Here is an 18,878-nt window from a genome sequence, read left to right on the forward strand (position 1 = left end):
GGGAAAGACTGAGACTTACTTCAAACCAAGGCGGTGCATCAGGTCATAGAGCGTTGGGCGACTCACCCCCAGCAACTCGGCTGCACGCAAAACATTGCCATCGACGCGGGCCAGCGCAGCAATCACCGCCTTGCGCTCGGCCTCGTCACGCACGGTGCGCAAATCCAAGGAACGGTCAGACTCATCGAGTTCGACCGGTGCCAGGCCCAGGTCATCCGCTGTGATCTGCTGACCGTCAGCCATGATGCAGGCGCGCTTGATGCAGTTCTCAAGCTCACGAATGTTGCCAGGCCACTTGTGCTGCTCAATGGCACGCACGGCATCGGCAGAAAGGGACAGGGTACTGCGCCCGCCTTCCGACGAGAAGCGCTTCACAAAGGCATGAGCCAGCAAGGCCGCATCACCGACACGCTCGCGCACCGGAGGAATATCGACGACGATTTCGGCCAAGCGGTAGTACAGGTCTTCGCGGAAGCGTCCCTCGGCAATCAGTTGCTTGAGATCCTGGTGTGTGGCACACACGATGCGCACATCCACCGGGATCTCCTGGCGACCACCAATGCGCTCCACCACACGCTCCTGCAAAAAGCGCAGCAACTTCGATTGCAACGGCAGCGGCAGATCACCGATCTCATCGAGCATCAAGGTGCCGCCATGGGCAGTTTCAATTTTGCCGACCGTGGTCTTGACCGCGCCGGTGAATGCGCCCTTTTCATAGCCAAACAACTCGCTTTCAAGCAAGTTGTCCGGAATCGCGGCGCAATTGATGGCCACGAACTTATTGCTCTTGCGAGCACTGCTCTGATGCAGGCCGCGTGCCAGCACCTCCTTGCCAGTACCGCTCTCACCCAGGAGCATCACCGTGGCACTGGTGTTGGCAACTTTCTCGATGGTGCGGCATACGCGTAGCATGCCAGGGTCTTTGGTGATCAACCCCGCCAAGGCATCAGGCGTTTGCATGCTCTGCAGACGGCGGTTCTCGGCCTGCAACTCTGCCAGACGGAAGGCACGCTCAACGGTCAGCGCCAGCACTTCAGGCTCAAAGGGCTTGGCCAGAAAGTCGTAGGCGCCCATGGCAATGGCCTTCAAGGCGTTGGCCTGGCCGTTCTGACCTGTCAGCACGATCACCTTCGTGTCAGGCTCGACCATGAGGATCTGCTCGAGCAACTTGAACCCTTCGGACACAGAATCGGCATCCGGCGGCAGCCCGAGATCCATGGTGACAACCGGCGGAACAAAGCGGCGCAATTGCACCATCGCGCTGTGCCGGTCATCGGCGGTGACCGACTCGAACTGATCCAGCGACCACTTGATCTGCTTTTGCAAGGCCAGATCGTCTTCCACGATCAGCAATGTGTTTGCCTTGTCCGTGCTCATGCACCATCTCCACTGAGTAGGTTGCCAGGTTGTGCCACGTCCATCACCGGCAACAGCAAGGTCACAAGGGTGCCCTCACCCTCCTTGCTCTCCACCGTCATCTTGCCACCCAGCTCTTGTATGTATTGCAGACTCTCGTATGCACCGATGCCCATGCCCGCCACCTTGGTCGTCTGAAACGGTTTGAACAATCGGTTTTGCAGGAACTCATCGCTCATGCCGACCCCATTGTCACCTACCTGCAAGCTGGCGTGACTACCGAATCGGTGGGACTTGACCCAGACATCGTGCCCATGGTGCTCGGTGGCGTCGAGTGCGTTTTGAATCAGGTGGCCAACCACCCGTTTGAGGCGATCGGCATGCCCTCGCGTGAACACGTCTGGCTGCAGGTCCAAGCGCACGGTGCGGCCTCGGCTTTCTGCCGAGCGCGCCCACTCCTGCGCAATCGCCCCCAGATCGACCCCGACAGCCCCTCCCGCCGGCGCAGCACCCTCACGCAACTGCATCATCAACTGCTTCATGCGCTCCAGCGAGTTCTCGACGGTCATCAGCATGTCAGCCTGGAACTCAGGGTTGTGCTGCAACCTCTTGGCGTTCTTCACCATCAGCGACAACTGGGTGACGATGTTCTTGAGGTCATGCACCACGAAAGCCGACATGCGGTTGAACGCGTCAAACTTGCGCGATTCGAGCAACGCTTCCGTTGCCTGCATTTGTGCCAAAAAACTGGCCGCCTGTGCCGCTGCCGTTTTGAGCAGATCGGTGACTTCCCAATTCAGCTCCAGCTGTGTTCTTGGCTCCGCCAGCAGCACAAAGCCGAGGTGCTCCCCCCCGATGGGCAAAGGAACCAATAACCAGGCCTGCGGCAGGGAGGCCAACCATTCAGGCAGGTACAAGCGCTCATACCGGTCAGGATGTGCGCGGTATTCCTTGAGGTCGATGACCCAGCCCGTGCGCCTCATGAACTGCACCAACTCGGAATCCAGAGGTTCACTCGCGCCAGACTGCGGGACATTCCAACGTGCAGCCTGGACGTAATGACTGTGCTCTGCGTTGAGCAGCCACAACGCACCGGCAGGACTCTCCACCATGTCGGCCAACCCGCGGATGACGTGCTGACTGAGCTCCTGAGGTTGTGTGTGACTCGTCAAGGCACGGGTGAACTTGAGCCACTCTTCACGATAGTCGTAGCGGTAGCGCAGGAAGTGCTTGCCCAGCCACACCCTCACACGCGCACGCAAAGTGCCGGACAGCGCCAAGGCCACCAAAGCCACCACCGCCAGGAACACGAGTGCCACCTGCAGCACACGCCCCCACTCGCCGCCAAAGTAGCGTACGTAGTAGCCCAGCGAAGAGATGAACAACAGGTACAGCCCTGCCATCATCAAAGTGGCCGAATGGAAAACCACTTGGCGCGACACGCGAATTTTGGACATCCAGTTGCGATGTCTCGCGCTGGGCAAGATCAGCAAGGGCACCATCAGAGCCTGAACAAACCCCCGCGCCGCAGCCACATCATCGTCGACACCGTTGAAAAGAGCCGCCTCAGAAAACAGGTAAACGTCAAACAGCAAGGTGCCCGCCAAGCCCAGACAGATCGGTTTGGCACTCCAACGAGCATCTGCAGGCAAGTTCCGAAACAGTTGCTCGATCAGCACGAGCCCAAACACGGCCAACACGGTCATGGGCATGTAATTCGGGGTGAATGCCGCCACCAGGGTCAGTGTCCAGGCCACCACCGTCATGCGCCGAACCAATACGCTGCGATGCCCCCCCTCGCCACGTGCCGCGCCGAGCAAATGAAGCACGAAGGCAAACCACAAGCCATAGCGGATCACATCCAGCCATTTCGGCGCCCACAGCCACGCGCCATCGGCACCCGACAGGACAACCGCAGGGACGCTCCAGGCCCACATCACTGACATGATTGTGGCCGGCAAGATGGCTTGGGTCGCGTGGTGCCCCTCGGTTTGACGCGGCCGCTGCCAGATCAGACGCAGTGTGAGAACCAGATAGGCCAGCCCGGCCAACGCCTGCCCCACCACCATCAACAGGTCGGCTTCCAGTCGCATGAGGCTTACTGCGCGCCTTTACCCGTCAGGACCACACCCACTGTTTCGAACAGAATCACCAGGTCCAGGAACAAGGAGTGGTTCTTGACGTAATAGAGGTCGTACTGCAACTTCTCGGTGGTATCCGAGAGGGAGCCAGCATAGTGGTAGCGCACCTGAGCCCATCCCGTCACCCCCGGCTTCACGCTGTGCCGAACCGCGTAAAACGGAATGTCACGCGTCAACTGATCAACGAAATACTGGCGCTCCGGTCGTGGCCCCACCAGGCTCATATCCCCTTTGAGCACACTGAACAACTGAGGCAACTCATCGATCCGCACCTTGCGAATCACGCGCCCCACCCGAGTTACTCGGCTATCGCCAGCCGTGGCCCACTGTGGTACGCCATCCTTTTCGGCGTCGGTGCGCATGCTGCGAAACTTGACCACATGGAAAATGCGCCCGTGTAGTCCCACCCGCTCCTGGCGGTACAGGATCGGACCTGGGCTGTCGATCCGAATCAAGATGGCCGTGATCAACATCAACGGCAGGCTCAACACGACCAACACCAGCGCCCCAATGATGTCGAACGCCCGCTTGATGAGGGTACGAAAGAACCCCTGGTTGAAGCCCTCTCCAAAGATGAGGTAACCCGCGGACATGGCATCCAGGCGGATCTGCCCGAGCTTCTGCTCGAAATGTCGGGCAATGTCCATCACCCTCACACCCTGCAGCTTGCAATCCAGCAACTCCCGCATGGGCATGCTTCCGCCGCGCCGCTCCGTCAAGGCGACCACGATCTCATCGACGTCATGGTCTCGCACGACATCAGTGAGACTGCGCCCCGGAACCACGCGCTGCACCTCAGGCACAGCGATTTCACTTTCATTCGGGCTGGCAAAGAAGCCCACCACCTGAACGTTCGGGTCGGAATGCTGGAGCGACTCAGCAACCGCACGAGCACGTTGACCCGCCCCGTAAATCAGCACGCGCTGCACGGTCACGGCATGAGGCAAGGTCTCGACAGACAACTCACGCCAGATCATGACGAGTGACATCGTGAGCGCCAACATCGCAAAGGTCGCCACGAGGTTGTAGCCTTCGTCCAACTGCAGCAGCACGACAAACACGAACGCCACACAGCACGACACACCCCATGCCAGCACGGCCCGCGTGCGCATGACGCCCTTGGCGAAAGAGCGGCTGTACTCGTACAACCCGAGAGCGCTGTTGACCCCGGCAAAAACCAGCGCCACAACACCGCCAATGAAAAATGCCTCCGCCAGCACATCAGAGGTGCTGACCTGCGGGCCACGTTGCAACCACATCGAAATGGCCGAAACCAAGCCAATCAATACCGCTTCACAGACGACCTGCAACACAGTGCGCCTGTGAAAGTAATGCCCAAACACCTTGATCATTTTGTAATTCTTCCCTGTCTCCACAACGGTGTCCCACGCACAGCGTTGAAAACCAATTGTTACGAACCATTCTAGGCAGTTCTGTCGTGTAACACACCCCCCCAAAACGACGATATGAGCAAGAGAACACCGCTCAAAAATGACAGCCGTGGGAGCTCCGTCACACTGATGACACATGACAAGATGCCGCATGACACCAGCCCCACCAGTATCGGCAGCAACCATGTCTCGCCTGTGAAACACCGTCTATATACCCAATAGAGTATGAGCGAGAGCAAAATCAAGTGGGCGAGCGATCCTAGCAGTCCACGCTCCACCCATAACTCCATCCACAGGTTGTCGGCATGCCAGGGGCGAAAATATCCCGTACTCACCCAAAACCAGCCGCTGAAACCCTGCGAGAAATCCGCATGGTGCAAGAATCCCTGATCTGATGCGTTCTGAATCTGCCACCCGAGTACATCCACGACACGGTTGGTTTGCGTGACAGAGAGCATCGCCATGCCCTCACGATGGCCTGCAGCGCCAGGCAGTCGCGTCAGCCCCTCCCCCCTCAAGGGCCAGACATAGGCGCGAGCAGCCCCCGGTTGGACCACCCCTTCCGCACTCAAGCAGCGCAGTTCATAGAGCAAGTGCCGCTCGCACAACTGGAATCGCACAGACGCCGGCAACGGGGCGCTCACGATCAGATGCACCAGATTCGGCACGGGCTGCAGCGGTACCCTGCGCGCCAGCGCGAGACGCCCCACCAGTTCAGGATCAGATTGAGGCCCTTGCAAGCGCACAGACTGCACCTCGGGCGGGGCTGGCCAGAGAACGGCACCAGGCATGGCTGGACCCGATGCGAGCGTGCTGTGCCGGGCTGGCAGTCGCCCTTGCCCGATGCCCCACCACCAGTCAACGGGGCGACTCAGCAATCTGTGCATCGACTGCCAGTGCGCCCAGCGGCTTTCGACATCCACACTGGTCTGAGACAGGCGATCCGACGCAAATCGCCCGACTCCCACCATCACCATTGCCTCGACCACCAGTGCGACGAGCAACCAGCGCTGCGCGACCACCCGCCAAGGCGAGGATGCCCGGTCCTGCGCCGACGACAGTCGTCCCGCCAACACCCAGAACAAGACACTGCCTCCAACGAATACGCCGGCCAGACCGCGGGAGTAGGTCGTGATGACCACATAGACCAACACCACCAGCAACATCGCAGCCACAGCCCATTGCGCTGGTGTGCGGGCACGCCACAAAGACCACCATGCGAATGGCGCCGTCAAGGCGAGGAAGACATCGATGGCGCCGCCCCCTACGTGCATCTCCCAGAACCAAGCAGTGGTGCGATAGTCGCTGCGCAAATCCCAAAGGCCGATGTAAACAGCACGCTCCCATACTGCCAATGCGCACACCAACCCGAGGCTCCAGAGGATGCCAGACTGCACGCTGTCCACCGTCCGCTGCGTGTCGCGCCGATACAGCGTGTGCAACCAAGGAGCCAGCAGCAACAGTCCCACCATGCTTTTGGCCACACGCCACACGTTGCCTGCGCCCTCATAGCCACCAAAAAGCAAGTCAGGGGTACCGCCCCCTGCATCCAGCCAACCACGATAAGCGGACACGGCCCAGGTCACCCACACACCAGCCCAGGCCATCCACAGCAGCCACCGCGCGCGTGGCAAATCATCCAACGCCACCGACACGGGGAGGGGCAAGCGCGCCACCCGCTGTCGAGCACCACAAACCTCGTGCAGGTAGCCACCACCCAAAACCAGCAAGACCAACACATCGAACTCGTCGGTCACACGCCAGCCACTCCAGATGCTCAGGCTGGCCACCGGCAGCAATCCAAGCAGCACCGTCAGCCCCCACCAGGGCCGCACGGCTGACATGAGCGCAAGGCCAATGACCACCGCCATCCAGACGGGTGAGCACAAAAATGGGTGTTGACTCACCAAGCCAGCGGCCAAGCCCCATGAACTCAGCGCCAGCAGACCCTGTGCCGCCAAGCGCCACGATGCTGTCCGGGCGCTCAACACCGGCTTACACCAGGATCTCGACGCACGGAGGGTGCCCCAGGAAGGCCTGCGGGCTGGCAGTCGCCCCATAGGCCCCAGACTGGAAGATCACCACAAGATCCCCCGCCTCTGCCCTGGGCAAGGCAACCTTGTGTGCCAGCACATCCAGCGGAGTGCAAAGCGGGCCGACCACACTCACCTGCTCCAGCGAGGGCTCGTCCGCACGCTGAGCCACCGCCACCGGATAGTTGCGACGCAAGACTTGCCCGAAATTGCCCGTGGCAGCCAGGTGATGATGCAAGCCCCCATCGGTGACCAGGAACACCTCGCCCCGCGAGATCTTGCGCTCCAACACACGGACGACATAGACACCCGCCTCGGCCACCAGAAACCGTCCTAGCTCCACCACCAGTCGCGCCTGTGGCCACTGCCCGTGCAGGCGCTGCTGCGCAGCCAACAGGGCTGAGCGCACCGGCTGCACATCCAACGGCTGCTCGTTGGGGAAATATGGAATGCCCCATCCGCCACCCAGGTTCACCTGCAGCACAGGCCCCGGCAAGTGCGCCTGCAGTTGCAGCAGCATGCTCACGGATCGGTCAATGAGCTCGGCCAGCAGTTCGGCCTTGAGCACTTGCGAGCCGGCGTACACATGAAAGCCCTCGAACTGCAAACCGGTCTGCGCGATGCGCGCCAACAGGGCGGGCACCTGCTCCAGATCGACCCCGAACACCTGGGCACCACCGCCCATGCGCATGCCTGCGCCACGCAACTCGAAATCGGGGTTGACACGCACGGCCACGCGGGCTGGCAAGCCCATCTCGGCAGACAGCCGGGCCAGCAAATCAAGCTCGCGGAAAGACTCGATGTGCAACAGCACCCCAGCGGCCAACGCCTGCCTGAGCTCCCCCTCGCGCTTGCCTGGCCCCGCAAAGCTGATGCTGGAAGGTGAACAGCCCGCATCGAGTGCCGCCAACAACTCGCGGCCCGAGGCCACGTCCATCCCGTCCACCACAGGCGCCAGACACGACAACAGCGCAGGCATGGGGTTGGCCTTGACGGCATAGTGCAGGTGCATCCCCACGGGCAGCACGGCGCGCACCTCGGCCACACGACGCAGGATCATGTGCCGGTCGTAGGCATAAAACGGGGTCTGCCCGGCACGATGGGCCAGACGCTCCAGGGGGATGCCGCCCACGCACAGTTGCCTTTGAAGCACTTCAAAGCCGCGCATCGTCTCTCCAGCACTGACGGTCAAACTTGCCATTCGGGTTACGCGGCAGGGGCGAAGCGACCCACACGACCTCGGTAGGCACCATGTAAGCGGGCACGGCTTGCCTGAAATGATTCAGCAGCGACGCATCGCGCACCGCATCACTTTCGGACATGCGCACTTCATCACCATGCGCCACCAGGCGGATCACGCTGCCCAGTGTCTCGTGCGGAACCGGCACGGCCACAGCCTCGCGAATGCCATCGTGTGCCATCGCGACCTCCTCCACCTCGGTCGGGCTCACACGGTAGCCCGACGTCTTGATCATCTCGTCTCGGCGGCCCACAAAGTACAGAAAACCCTCCGCGTCCCGACGCACGGTATCGCCAGAGAACAAGGCTCGCTCGGGCACCGCACCGTCCGGTCTGCCTGCGGTCGCGGCTTTCGGCAATGGTCTGAAGCGCTCTGCCGTCGCTTCCGGCCGCTCCCAGTATCCCAACGCCACCAGAGGGCCGTACTGCACAAGTTCGCCAGGCTCACCATCTTCGCAAGGGCTGCCATCCTCTCGCAACACCAGCACCTCGGCATTGGGAATGGCCTTGCCGATGGAATCGGGTCGATGACTCACCTCATGCGGCGGCAGGTAGGTGGCACGGAAAGCCTCGGTCAAGCCGAACATCAGGTAGGGCTTTGCGACCGGGGCCCGTGCCTGCATGGCGGCCAGCACCGAACGCGGCAAACGTCCACCGGTGTTGGCCCAGTAGCGAAGATGCTGTGCGGCCTCAGGTGGCCAATCGATGCTGGTCAACTGGGCGTACATGGGCGGCACTGCCGTCAAGCCGGTGACACGGTGACGCACCATGGCCCGCACCACGTCCATGGGAAAAAGATAGTTGAGCAGCACCACCTTGGCACCCACCAGCAAAGCCGTGGTGAGCTGACTGAAGCCTGCGTCAAACGACAAAGGCAGCGCGGCCAGCAAAGTATCACCTGCATGGTTTTCAAGGTAGGTGGCCACACTGCCCGCCCCGGCCAGCAAGTTGCGGTGCGAGAGCATCACCCCCTTTGGCAAACCGGTGCTACCCGAGGTGTAGAAAATGGCAGCCAGATCGGTTTCCAGCGCACGGTACGAGGGCATGGCGGACGTGACTGCCGACTGGGATGCACCCTCAGCCACATCTGCATCGCCCCCCAGCAGCACCACATGCCGCAGGTCAGGGCAAGCTTCAGGCAATTGCGACCAGTTTGCCTGACGGGTGCCTGGGGCCATGAACACCGCCACACCACAGTCGCACAAAATGTGTTGAATCTGAGCAGGCTTGAGCAGTGGGTTGATGGGAACCAGCACCCCACCTGCTCTGCTGACCGCGAACATGGCGGCCACCACGTCGGGCTGCTTGTCAGCCACCACAGCCACGCGTTCGCCTGCACGTAAACCCAGGCTCAGCAGATGCTGTGCCCATGCTTCTGTGCGGGCCTGCAATGCGGCAAAACTCCACTGCGTTTCACCGGCAACCAACGCAGGCTGGGCAGGCCAGCACGCTGCTGCCCGCGCGGGCAAGTCATGCAGCAAAACCGGAGGAAGCCCCCCCCTGAAATCGGGCACCAAAGTCATGAATTCATGTTACGGCAGAAACCCTAGAATATAGACATGGACCTCATGAAACACATACTCAAGGTGTTGGATGATGCCTTGCACCTGCAAGGCCAAGCATTAGCTTTTGATGTCAATACCCCCTTATTGGGGAGTTTGCCGGAACTCGATTCCATGGCGGCTGTGGCACTGATCACTGGCTTGGAGAATCATTTTGGCGTCACGTTCGATGAAACCGACCTGAATGCCGACACCTTTGCCTCCGTGGGCAGTTTGTGCCACTTGGTGCAAACCTATGTGAGTCCCCCTTGAACATGGCCGAGCTGCTGCCAGAGGCCTTCTTTTTGCCCGTGCGCAGCGGGTCGTTGTTCTGCCTGTACCACGCACCTCAAGGGACGGCATTGCGCGGTCGCGTGCTGCACCTGCACCCATTTGCCGAAGAGCTCAACACCTGTCGCCGCATCAGCGCGCAATTCGCACGGGCCTTGTCTGTCAAGGGGTATGCCGTGCTGCAATTTGACATGCAAGGCTGTGGCGACAGTTCGGGCAATTTTGATGACACCACCTGGGACGTCTGGCTCGCCAATGCCCACGATGCGCTCGCCGAGTTAAACCGACGCACAGGCACACCGGCAGCGCAGCACGACACTGCGCCCTTGTGGCTGTGGGGGGTGCGCAGCGGTGCCTTGCTCGCAGCCGACATGCTCAAAAACCTGCGCACACCCTGCCACCTACTGTGGTGGCAGCCAGTGGTGAGTGGGCAGCAGGTGCTACAGCAATGGTTGAGACTGGATGCTGCCAAGGAATGGCTGAACCAAGGCCAAACCAACAAGAGCGCATCAGCTGGCGAGCAACTCCAGCAAGGTCAGACCGTGCATGTGGCGGGCTACCCCATCACCCCTGCCCTGGCACAGAGCTTGAAGCCGGCCAGCCTGCAGACGGCGACTCGGCCCATCGGCACTGACACGCACCTGTCATGGATGGAGTTGACCGCTTCCGAGGCTGACGAATTGCCCCCAGCTGTGACCCGCCATGCGCGGATCTGGGAAAACGCTGGCTGGACGGTGTCTGCACGCGGCATGCCCTGCCCGCCGTTCTGGCAACAGTTCGGTGATGCCAGCCCACCTGAGCTGGTGCATGCCAGCCTGACAGGCATGGCCTGAGTGACACGATGCACGACACCTTCCGCGAAACCCCCACCCGCATCGACAGCCCAGACGGCGCCGCCTGGGGCGTGGTGTGCTTGCCGACCGACGCCGAATCTGCCGCCGATGTCGGTGTGGTGTTTGTGCAGGGCGGCTTTCAATACCGGGCGGGCAGTCACCGGCAAACGGTGCGCCTTGCCCGGCGACTGGCATCGGTGGGAGTACCCTCCTTGCGCTTTGATCTGGCCGGGCTGGGCGATGCTACAGGGGAGATGCGCAACTTCGAACACCTCAGCCCGCAAATCCAAGCCGCTACAGACACCTTGTCGCAGCAAGCCCCAGCCGTCAAACGTGTGGTGTTGTGGGGGCTGTGCGACGGCGCCAGCGCGGCATTGCTGCACTGGGAGCAGACACGTGACGCGCGCATTCACGGTCTCGCACTGGTCAACCCCTGGGTGAGATCAGAAACCAGTCTGGCACGCACGCATGTGCGGCACTACTACCTGCGCAGGTTGCGAGACAAAGCCTTTTGGCAAAAACTGCTGCGTGGCGGCGTGGGAACCCAGGCCTTGGGTGAACTGCTGAGCAACCTGCGACTTGCACAACGAGACAAGTCTGCGCCAGTTGCCAGCTTCCAGGAGCGCATGGCCAAGGCTTGGCGTGAGTTCCATGGCGACATGCTGCTGTTGATCAGCGAAGCCGACATCACCGGGCAAGAATTCATCGATACCCTGCAACAAGACCCGAAGTGGACGGGGTGTCTTGACACACCGAGGCTGACCCACATCAGCCTTCCCCACGCTGATCACACCAACTCGACGCCTGCCGCGGATCAGCAACTGATGCAGGAAACCTGCTCCTGGTTGACTCAACTGCGCCAGCGCCTGACCAGTCGCCCAGCCTGATGCCGCAGCCAAGCCAACAACCCGCGCCAACGCCAGCAATCAAAGGCGACCAGCCCGACGCGTTCACGCCGGTGCGTGACCCAGTCTTGCTTGTAGGCATCGTCGCCCATCAGGTAGTCCACCTCCGACACCTTGTCGGCATCGATCACGTGTTGCATCAACGCAGCCGTGAGAACCGACCCCGGAGACAGCTTCTCGTGTCCAGGCACGTAAGCCAGTTTGTAGATGTTGCCCTTGCCACCGTACACCAGCCACACCTGCGACGCCACGACCTCGCCATCCAGCCACAACTGCCCCAACCGCAAAGCACCCATGCTGGCGGCCATGCGGATCAGGCCCGGCATGAAGCCTGGACACGGCTCAGGTTGCTTCCAACTGCGCGCGTACACCGTCTGAAACGCTTCAATGGCTTGCTCCAGCGCCGGACCTCCGTGAGTCAACACCTCGGTGCGCCAGGTGTGCTTCTGATCCAGGCGCCGACGCGCGCGCTCAACGGTGTTGCGCAGCCTGGATGGCCGTTGACACCAGTAATCGGCAAACGAACGCCCCGCGATGGGCTCGTACCAGTTGCCAAAGCAGAAGTAGCGGTCCACTGCGTAACCTGTGGACCGCAGTGCCTGCAGCATTTTCGGCAAAAACTGCCCTTCGGACTCAAGCGGCTGCAAGCGCAGCACCCCGGCATCCGGCAGTTGTTTGATGAGCGCCGCCACATCCAGCCACCTCACGGGCACACTGGCGTCATGACTCCAGACCGGCCCGAACAAAGGGCTGTAATAGGTGTCCACACTTCTGAGCAGTCGCTGGCCCTGTGGCCGCATGAGGTGCAAACGCCCCACTTCTTGCCCAGTCATCGACAGCATCGGCAGCGCGTGCAGGGATTGAGGCGAAGCCTCCATGCCGTCACGCAATAGAAGCTCAAACCAGGCTTGCTGCTCGAAAAAGGAAGTCGAATTCAAATAGATGCCACCATCGTCAATTGAGTGTCAACTGATCGCATCAGAATCACACCCTGATATTTGCGGATCATAAGCGACTACAACATGCACACCTGCCATCCACACTTCGTGATGAGACATCGTCCAGGTCTGTGGACTAACACGGGGCGCGATCATGATTCGGCAGCCCGTCACTTCCTCCTCAGGATTTTCCTAAAGTGAACATCACCATCATTGAACCCACTTGGGATGGCCTGGCACACTGCCCCGTCAATCTTGGCGTCGTACGCATTGCGCGCGCTGCATTTCCGGACGCAAGCATCACTTTCATTGCCGGAGAGAGGCATATTTCAGAGATCAAGAAGATTTCGGGCGCACACACAGACGACAAGCTCGAATTCATGACCTATGAGCCACAACTTGACGCAGACACCTTGCCAGCCGATACGCTGAAAACTTACCAGAAAATAAAGAACATCCCAAAAGCACTCTTGCGTGATGCAGATCTGATCATTCAAACATCCTGCACAGCCAGTTCACTTCATTGCTTCAACTGGCTCGGTCTTTCCAAAAAGACACTCACTTACCTGCACGGCAACGCCAATGAGATTGCCAACTGGCGCTCAAAAAATCCACTGCGTCGCTGGCTAGACTTCACCGCTGGGTTGAAAGAATTCTCCAAACAAGGTGGCAAAGTTTTAGTTTACGAGCAAAGTATTCGCAAGCAACTGCAAACAAAGGCCACTTGGCTAGACAAATCCCTGAACGTTCTGGGGCACACATTGCTGGAGGAAGAGCGAAAGCTGTGCAACACCAGGCGAGCCATAGGAAATCCTATCAAAATAGGTTTTGCTGGCAACGCTACAGTTTCAAAAGGTTTTCCAGAGTTCGTCACCTTAGCGAAACACCTCCAAGAAGCAAGGTCTGGCGCGTATGAGTTTCACGCCTTCAGCAACCTGCACGCCTCATGCAAGGACATTGATCAAACGGTTTTAAACACACCTGCCGATCGTCCCTTGCCACGCACTGAATTCATCAGTGGCTTGAACGCAATGGATTTTATCTTCGCATGGCACAGCGATGAATACTACAGCCTTGCCGCCAGCGGCATCTTATACGATGCCATCAATCTTGGCATTCCTTTGATTGCACGCAGGACTGAGCAAATAAAACACCTGGAAGACCAGGGAATGCCCGTCGCATTATATTTTGACGCCCTTGCCGACGCCATGCACAGCTTGAAAACACAACCACCGCAACAACCAGACTACGAGAAACTGCTCAATGGATTGGAGTTTGCGCGTAAGACATTGACCATTGAAAAACTTGCCAGCAATCTTCGCCATATTCTGACCAATTGATCGCACGCATACAGACTTCATGACATCTTTACGCCAGTCATTGGTATTGACCTTTTTATCTAGCAACGGCGCCACTGCCATACAATTTGTGGTGACGGTGATTTTGGCACGCTTGCTTAACCCTGACGAAGTCGGCATTTACTCCGTCACCGCAGTGATGGTCTCGATTGCACACCTGTTTCGCGACTTTGGCGTTGCCAGCTATTTGCAGCAAGAGAAAGACCTCACTCGAGAGAAAGTCGGGGCAGCATTTGGTGTTCTTTTGACATCGTCCTGGGTCATCGCTACACTGGTTTTCGTGTTGAGCTGGCCCGCTGCTTCCTTTTACGGTCAGGACGGCATCCGGAAAGTCATGCAGGTCATGGCACTTGGTTTCATGTTCATCCCGTTTGGCGCCGTCACGCACAGCTTACTCACCCGAGACTACCGCGCCAAAGAACAGGCATACGTTCGAGTTGCCGGCACATTGGCCTATGCCATTTCCGCCATCGGATTTGCATACATGGGCTTCAGCTACATGTCGATGGCATGGGCGAATCTGGTCAACATCATTGTCACGGCCTTGGCCTACATCCCCTTCCGACCAGCGGTGATGCCATGGCTGCCACGTTTCAGTGGATGGCGTAGGGTCTTACATTTTGGTGCGGGCGCTACGCTGGGAAACAGCCTGGGTGCGATCAACAACGCTATTCCTGACGTGGTACTCGGCAAACTCAGCGGGCCCTACGACGTGGGCCTGATGAGCAGAGCCTGGAGCACCACCAACCTGCTGAATCAAGTCGTTGGCCCCACCATCTCTTACGCAGTGCTTCCCTTTCTGGCCAAGGCGCACCACGGAGGGGAAGGACTGCGCATGCACCTACAACGGGGTTGCGCGTACATCACTGGCCTCATGTGGCCAGCCTTCATTGCCACAGCAATTTTTGCGGAACCGGTCGTGCTGTTCTTGTACGGCCCAAAGTGGCTGGAGGCCACGCCGCTCATGCAGTGGCTTGCCATCATGTTCGTGCTCGGCACGCCGTTTGGTTTTCTCGGATCGGCATACATGGCCGTGGGGCGCCCTTACCTTGCCACCATACCCACCGTGGCCAGCCTGGTCTTGAGAGGCATTGCGATTGCCATGCTGTACGACGGTACGCTCATTTCATTCAGCTGGGCGATGGTGGCCGCAGCATTACTGATGTACCCCATTCAAGCCTGGATGCAAAAGCGTTACCTAGGCCTCGATGTGCGCAGTTTCGTTGCCGGGCAAGTGCACAGCACCTACGTGGCAGTGATGTGCGGTTTGACATCACTGGCGCTGTCATGGTCCACCCGCGAATGGCCTGCTGCCTGGATAGTGGTTGCAGCCGGCCTCCTGGTGCCCGCCATCTGGTTGACCAGCATCTGGGTGTTCCGGCATCCACTACGGCAGGAGCTTGAGGTGTTCGTCAAGCGCTACCCCGCCATCGCCCGTCGCTTGGGCCTGTAATCCGTGAAAGCCAACATCGTGTCCACTGCCCCAGTTACCTTGGTGATTCCGGCTTACAACAGAAGCCATCTGATCACCGACACTCTGAACAGCGCACTGAACCAGTCGCTGCGGTTTGAGGAAATCATCGTGATTGACGACGGCTCGACCGATGACACCCCGGCCACCCTCGCCAGGTTTGGAGATCGAATCACCGTGATTCGAACACCCAACCAAGGTGTTCAGATGGCACGCAACATCGGAATTGAGCGCGCGCGCACAAAGCTGGTCGCGTTGCTGGACTCTGATGACCTGCTGGAGCCCGATTATCTTCAAACCATGGCCCCCTGGATGCTGACACATTCAGAGCACGACGCGGTTTACTGCAATTTTGTGACCTTCAATTCGGGCAGTACCGACTTGGACAAGCTTGCTCGCGCACCATTTGATTTTTTAGCGGACGCCAAGCACGAAGGTGAGTTTGCATGGGATGTACCAGATCTATATAAAAGATCGCTCCTGTATCAACCACTCTTCACATGCGGCTTGATGATCAACAAACGTTTCGTCACGAGGCACGGTGCGTACAACCCTGACTTCAACAGGGTTGGGGCAGAAGACTGGGAGTTCACACTGAGATTGATCAGCGAAGGCAAGGTTGCCGTGTGCAAGAAGCCCTTGGCACGTGTGCGCAAACATGAAGACAACGATTCAGCCGATCAGGTGCACATGAGTTTGGGTGAGGTAAAGATTCTCGAATACGCATCAAAGCATCACTCAATGGCCAGATCACACACCTTGGAAGTACAAGAGAGCATACACAAAAGAATGCTATCAGCCATGGATTCGGCCTTTGATCGCGGAACACTCAATGAAGTTTTGGACATCAGAAAACGCATCAAAGGAAAGACAGGGCTGAAATGCAAATTAAAAGTCCTGATATGCCGCCTCCCCGAACCGGCAAGATCAACCGTCTGGAACTGGATTCAAAATAGGAGTAAATAGCCATATAAAGGCTCCACACGCAGCAAACCACACCGATCGCGAGCGCAAATAATGCACATCTGCTACGTACTTGGCACATTTCCAACAACCTCCGAAACTTTCGTTTCAGATGAAATAGCCACATGCATCAAGGCTGGCCACAAAGTAACTATTGTGCGCATATACCAAGGCAATACCGCGAATCACGCCAACGTCGAGTGGGTACAGAATAATGTCGACATCATCGACATCAAAGAACCCCAAAACACAATTACAACTCTAAAAACTCTCGCAGGCGCCTGTATTGAGAGCACGTCTTTACGTCCACTACTCACGGCTCTCACACATCATCCACGCTGGGCCATGACGGCCATGTTGCCGACCTTCAGGCAACTTCAGCGCAAGAAATTTGATCACATACACGCTCACTTTGCTGACAAGCAAGTTTTGTTTGCGCATGCACTGTCTAGGCTCATGAGGGTTCCTTTCAGTTTCACCATGCACGGATATGACATACGCGACTTACCCATAGGCAAACACAACTTATCAAATGCACTTGATGCAGCAAAATGTGCATTCACTGTTTCCAAGGCAAACATCGCCGCATTAAAGAAAACCGGAGTAAAAACAGACAAATTTTCAACCATCCCCTGCGGAATTGATCCCTCCAATTTTTCAGTTTGCGCAAATCCGTACACAGGCGGGAGAATAAACATTACCTGCATCGCAAGATTGCACCCCATCAAAAATCACAAGACACTCTTACAGGCACTTGCCATGATTAGTGACGATGTGGATTTTCAATTAAAACTAATTGGGGACGGTGAACTAAGAGATGAGCTTACCTCTCTTGTTAGCGAAAACACATCCCTCAATCAAAAAGTCATTTTTCTTGGCTCACTAAACAACGAACAAGTTATGGCCGAACTGAGAAATGCTCACATGCATATTCTACCGAGTCTTAACGAAGGCATGCCCGTTGCCAACACGGAGGCAATGGCAACTGGATTGGTTTGCATCGCTTCAAACGTTGGCGGACTCCCAGAAGCAATCCGACATAAACAGAACGGCTTCCTATTTAACCCCAAAGATCCCGCTCAGCTACGCGACATCATTTCCGATATCTATTTCAAACGGGTGAATACGGAAAATATTGCCGAAACTGCACGATCAGATGCGCTCAACAACTTCGACCGCGACCGCCTCGTCATGCACAAGTTGTCAATAATGAGAGAAACAACGCACTGATCAAAAAAGCAGGACTCAACCCCCTAAGGAAGGTCTGCACAAATGAGTGCTGACCATGGTTGGGTGTGCTGACATGACCAGAAAGGCGGCTGGGCGTACCTTTGGCAGGTGTTTTGGGCGCGTTTCGCACCCATTTCCCATGCAGCAGACGCACTCATGCCTGGCTCCCCGGCAAACGCTTGCGGACCATCCACAGGTTGGCCAGCGCAAACAGCGTGTGCAACTGCGCCGTGTTCTTGGCCAAGCCGCGATAGCGCACCTTCACATGGCCGAACTGGCGCTTGATGACACGGAACGGATGCTCCACCTTGGCGCGGATGCTGGCCTTGATGCGTTCGACCTGATCGGTCAGCGCATCTACCGGATCGGTTTTGTCCAGCAACTTGCGCTTGCCTGGTCGCATGGCCACATGCCACTTCACATCTACTTTGGCGTCAGGTCGCTTGTGGGCACCCTGGTAGCCCGCATCGGCGAAGACATCCGTTTCTTGTCCGTGCAGCAAGCTGTTGGCTTCGACCACGTCGTTGACGTTGCCCGAGGTTCCACGCACGGTGTGCACCAGGCCCGAGTCGGCGTCCACCCCAATGTGCGCCTTCATGCCGAAGAACCACTGCTGGCCCTTCTTGCTTTGGTGCATCTCCGGGTCACGCTCACCGCTGGCGTTCTTGGTCGAGCTCGGTGCTGAGATCAGCGTGGCATCGACCACCGTGCCGCTGCGCAGCATCAGACCCTTGGCCCCCAGCAGCAGGTTGACCGTGGCCAGGATGCGCTCGGCCAGCTTGTTCTTCTCCAGCACATGACGGAAGCGCAAGATGGTGCTCTCGTCAGGCAGTCGGTCGTCCCAGCCGCCCAGGCCGGCGAAGTCGCGGAACAGGGGCATGTCGTGCAGCGCTTCTTCCATGGCCGGGTCGCTCAGCGTGAACCACTGCTGCATGAAGTGGATGCGCAGCAGCGACTCCACCGGGAACGGCGGGCGGCCGCGTTTGCCCTCGGGCATGAATGGCGCGATCTGCGCCACCAGGTCGGACCACGGCACCACCCGGTCCATCTCGTCGAGGAACTCCCGACGGCGCGTGCGCTTCGTCGAGGTTCCCAATCCAAGGCTGCTCTGCTTCATGGGCTCAATCGTCTCAGGCAATCACGCTGGCGCCAAGCACATGTCCAGGCGGTTTATGCAGACCATCCCTA

The 18,878-nt window shown here is 58.5% G+C and carries 15 protein-coding genes; 7 read left to right on the forward strand and 8 right to left on the reverse strand.

Annotation, left to right across the window (positions count from 1 at the left end):
• Positions 1 to 15: 15 nt before the first annotated feature.
• The 6 genes from prsR to WIT60_RS15380 all read right to left on the reverse strand — a co-directional run bounded on the left by prsR (position 16) and on the right by WIT60_RS15380 (position 9,683).
• Positions 16 to 1,377: a PEP-CTERM-box response regulator transcription factor gene (gene prsR / locus WIT60_RS15355; RefSeq protein ID WP_339584750.1), complete on the reverse strand. Its 1,362-nt coding sequence runs from the start codon at positions 1,375 to 1,377 to the stop codon at positions 16 to 18.
• Entirely contained in the window at positions 1,374 to 3,449 is a 2,076-nt protein-coding gene (gene prsK / locus WIT60_RS15360; protein WP_339584751.1) for an XrtA/PEP-CTERM system histidine kinase PrsK, read from the reverse strand. Before prsK ends, prsR begins: the two co-directional genes overlap by 4 nt.
• 5 nt (positions 3,450 to 3,454) lie before the next feature.
• A complete protein-coding gene (locus WIT60_RS15365; RefSeq protein WP_339584752.1) occupies positions 3,455 to 4,849 on the reverse strand; it encodes a TIGR03013 family XrtA/PEP-CTERM system glycosyltransferase in 1,395 nt (464 codons plus the stop codon).
• 71 nt (positions 4,850 to 4,920) lie between these two features.
• Entirely contained in the window at positions 4,921 to 6,732 is a 1,812-nt protein-coding gene (locus WIT60_RS15370) for a hypothetical protein (RefSeq protein WP_339584753.1), read from the reverse strand.
• A gap of 151 nt (positions 6,733 to 6,883) precedes the next feature.
• A complete protein-coding gene (locus WIT60_RS15375; protein ID WP_339584754.1) occupies positions 6,884 to 8,089 on the reverse strand; it encodes a pyridoxal-dependent decarboxylase, exosortase A system-associated in 1,206 nt (401 codons plus the stop codon).
• Positions 8,076 to 9,683, reverse strand: a complete 1,608-nt coding sequence (locus WIT60_RS15380) for an acyl-CoA ligase (AMP-forming), exosortase A system-associated (RefSeq protein ID WP_339584755.1) — start codon at positions 9,681 to 9,683, stop codon at positions 8,076 to 8,078. Before WIT60_RS15380 ends, WIT60_RS15375 begins: the two co-directional genes overlap by 14 nt.
• Before the next feature lie 45 nt (positions 9,684 to 9,728).
• Here WIT60_RS15380 and WIT60_RS15385 point away from each other — a divergent pair, with 45 nt between their 5' ends.
• The 3 genes from WIT60_RS15385 to WIT60_RS15395 are packed head-to-tail and all read left to right on the forward strand — an operon-like array spanning position 9,729 to position 11,712.
• Positions 9,729 to 9,974, forward strand: coding sequence for an acyl carrier protein (locus WIT60_RS15385; RefSeq protein ID WP_339584756.1), 246 nt, complete (start codon positions 9,729 to 9,731; stop codon positions 9,972 to 9,974).
• Positions 9,975 to 9,976: 2 nt separating this feature from the next.
• Positions 9,977 to 10,825, forward strand: a complete 849-nt coding sequence (locus WIT60_RS15390) for a hydrolase 2, exosortase A system-associated (RefSeq protein WP_339584757.1) — start codon at positions 9,977 to 9,979, stop codon at positions 10,823 to 10,825.
• A gap of 8 nt (positions 10,826 to 10,833) precedes the next feature.
• Positions 10,834 to 11,712 (forward strand): hydrolase 1, exosortase A system-associated, encoded by an 879-nt coding sequence (locus WIT60_RS15395; RefSeq protein WP_339584758.1) that lies wholly within the window; start codon positions 10,834 to 10,836, stop codon positions 11,710 to 11,712.
• On the opposite strand, the gene WIT60_RS15400 is transcribed toward WIT60_RS15395, so the two are convergent.
• Positions 11,676 to 12,668 carry a GNAT family N-acetyltransferase gene (locus WIT60_RS15400; protein WP_339584759.1) on the reverse strand — a complete coding sequence of 331 codons (993 nt, stop codon included), beginning with the start codon at positions 12,666 to 12,668 and terminating at the stop codon, positions 11,676 to 11,678. The two genes, WIT60_RS15395 and WIT60_RS15400, sit on opposite strands and share 37 nt — an antisense overlap.
• Positions 12,669 to 12,865: 197 nt before the next feature.
• Between WIT60_RS15400 and WIT60_RS15405 the strand changes: the two genes are divergently transcribed.
• From WIT60_RS15405 to WIT60_RS15420, 4 genes are read left to right on the forward strand one after another with little or no spacing between them, the layout of a single operon-like run.
• Positions 12,866 to 14,008, forward strand: coding sequence for a hypothetical protein (locus WIT60_RS15405; protein WP_339584760.1), 1,143 nt, complete (start codon positions 12,866 to 12,868; stop codon positions 14,006 to 14,008).
• Between the two features lie 19 nt (positions 14,009 to 14,027).
• Positions 14,028 to 15,479 (forward strand): lipopolysaccharide biosynthesis protein, encoded by a 1,452-nt coding sequence (locus WIT60_RS15410; protein WP_339584761.1) that lies wholly within the window; start codon positions 14,028 to 14,030, stop codon positions 15,477 to 15,479.
• A gap of 3 nt (positions 15,480 to 15,482) precedes the next feature.
• On the forward strand, positions 15,483 to 16,463 hold the full coding sequence (locus WIT60_RS15415; protein WP_339584762.1) for a glycosyltransferase family 2 protein: 981 nt from the start codon (positions 15,483 to 15,485) through the stop codon (positions 16,461 to 16,463).
• A 51-nt stretch (positions 16,464 to 16,514) separates the two neighbouring features.
• Positions 16,515 to 17,690: a glycosyltransferase family 4 protein gene (locus WIT60_RS15420; protein ID WP_339584763.1), complete on the forward strand. Its 1,176-nt coding sequence runs from the start codon at positions 16,515 to 16,517 to the stop codon at positions 17,688 to 17,690.
• Between the two features lie 154 nt (positions 17,691 to 17,844).
• On the opposite strand, the gene WIT60_RS15425 is transcribed toward WIT60_RS15420, so the two are convergent.
• Positions 17,845 to 18,807: an IS5 family transposase gene (locus WIT60_RS15425; RefSeq protein ID WP_339584180.1), complete on the reverse strand. Its 963-nt coding sequence runs from the start codon at positions 18,805 to 18,807 to the stop codon at positions 17,845 to 17,847.
• Positions 18,808 to 18,878 lie beyond the last annotated feature (71 nt).

Origin of the sequence: Aquabacterium sp. G14 (assembly GCF_037482285.1) — a bacterium.
In the GTDB taxonomy this organism is placed as follows: domain Bacteria; phylum Pseudomonadota; class Gammaproteobacteria; order Burkholderiales; family Burkholderiaceae_C; genus Aquabacterium.

Coding starts and splice junctions, on each gene's coding strand:
- prsR (WP_339584750.1), bottom strand. CDS start 1,377: ATGAGCACGGACAAGGCAAACACATTGCTGATCGTGGAAGACGATCTG.
- prsK (WP_339584751.1), bottom strand. CDS start 3,449: ATGCGACTGGAAGCCGACCTGTTGATGGTGGTGGGGCAGGCGTTGGCC.
- WIT60_RS15365 (WP_339584752.1), bottom strand. CDS start 4,849: ATGATCAAGGTGTTTGGGCATTACTTTCACAGGCGCACTGTGTTGCAG.
- WIT60_RS15370 (WP_339584753.1), bottom strand. CDS start 6,732: ATGTCAGCCGTGCGGCCCTGGTGGGGGCTGACGGTGCTGCTTGGATTG.
- WIT60_RS15375 (WP_339584754.1), bottom strand. CDS start 8,089: ATGCGCGGCTTTGAAGTGCTTCAAAGGCAACTGTGCGTGGGCGGCATC.
- WIT60_RS15380 (WP_339584755.1), bottom strand. CDS start 9,683: ATGACTTTGGTGCCCGATTTCAGGGGGGGGCTTCCTCCGGTTTTGCTG.
- WIT60_RS15385 (WP_339584756.1), top strand. CDS start 9,729: ATGAAACACATACTCAAGGTGTTGGATGATGCCTTGCACCTGCAAGGC.
- WIT60_RS15390 (WP_339584757.1), top strand. CDS start 9,977: ATGGCCGAGCTGCTGCCAGAGGCCTTCTTTTTGCCCGTGCGCAGCGGG.
- WIT60_RS15395 (WP_339584758.1), top strand. CDS start 10,834: ATGCACGACACCTTCCGCGAAACCCCCACCCGCATCGACAGCCCAGAC.
- WIT60_RS15410 (WP_339584761.1), top strand. CDS start 14,028: ATGACATCTTTACGCCAGTCATTGGTATTGACCTTTTTATCTAGCAAC.
- WIT60_RS15420 (WP_339584763.1), top strand. CDS start 16,515: ATGCACATCTGCTACGTACTTGGCACATTTCCAACAACCTCCGAAACT.
- WIT60_RS15425 (WP_339584180.1), bottom strand. CDS start 18,807: ATGAAGCAGAGCAGCCTTGGATTGGGAACCTCGACGAAGCGCACGCGC.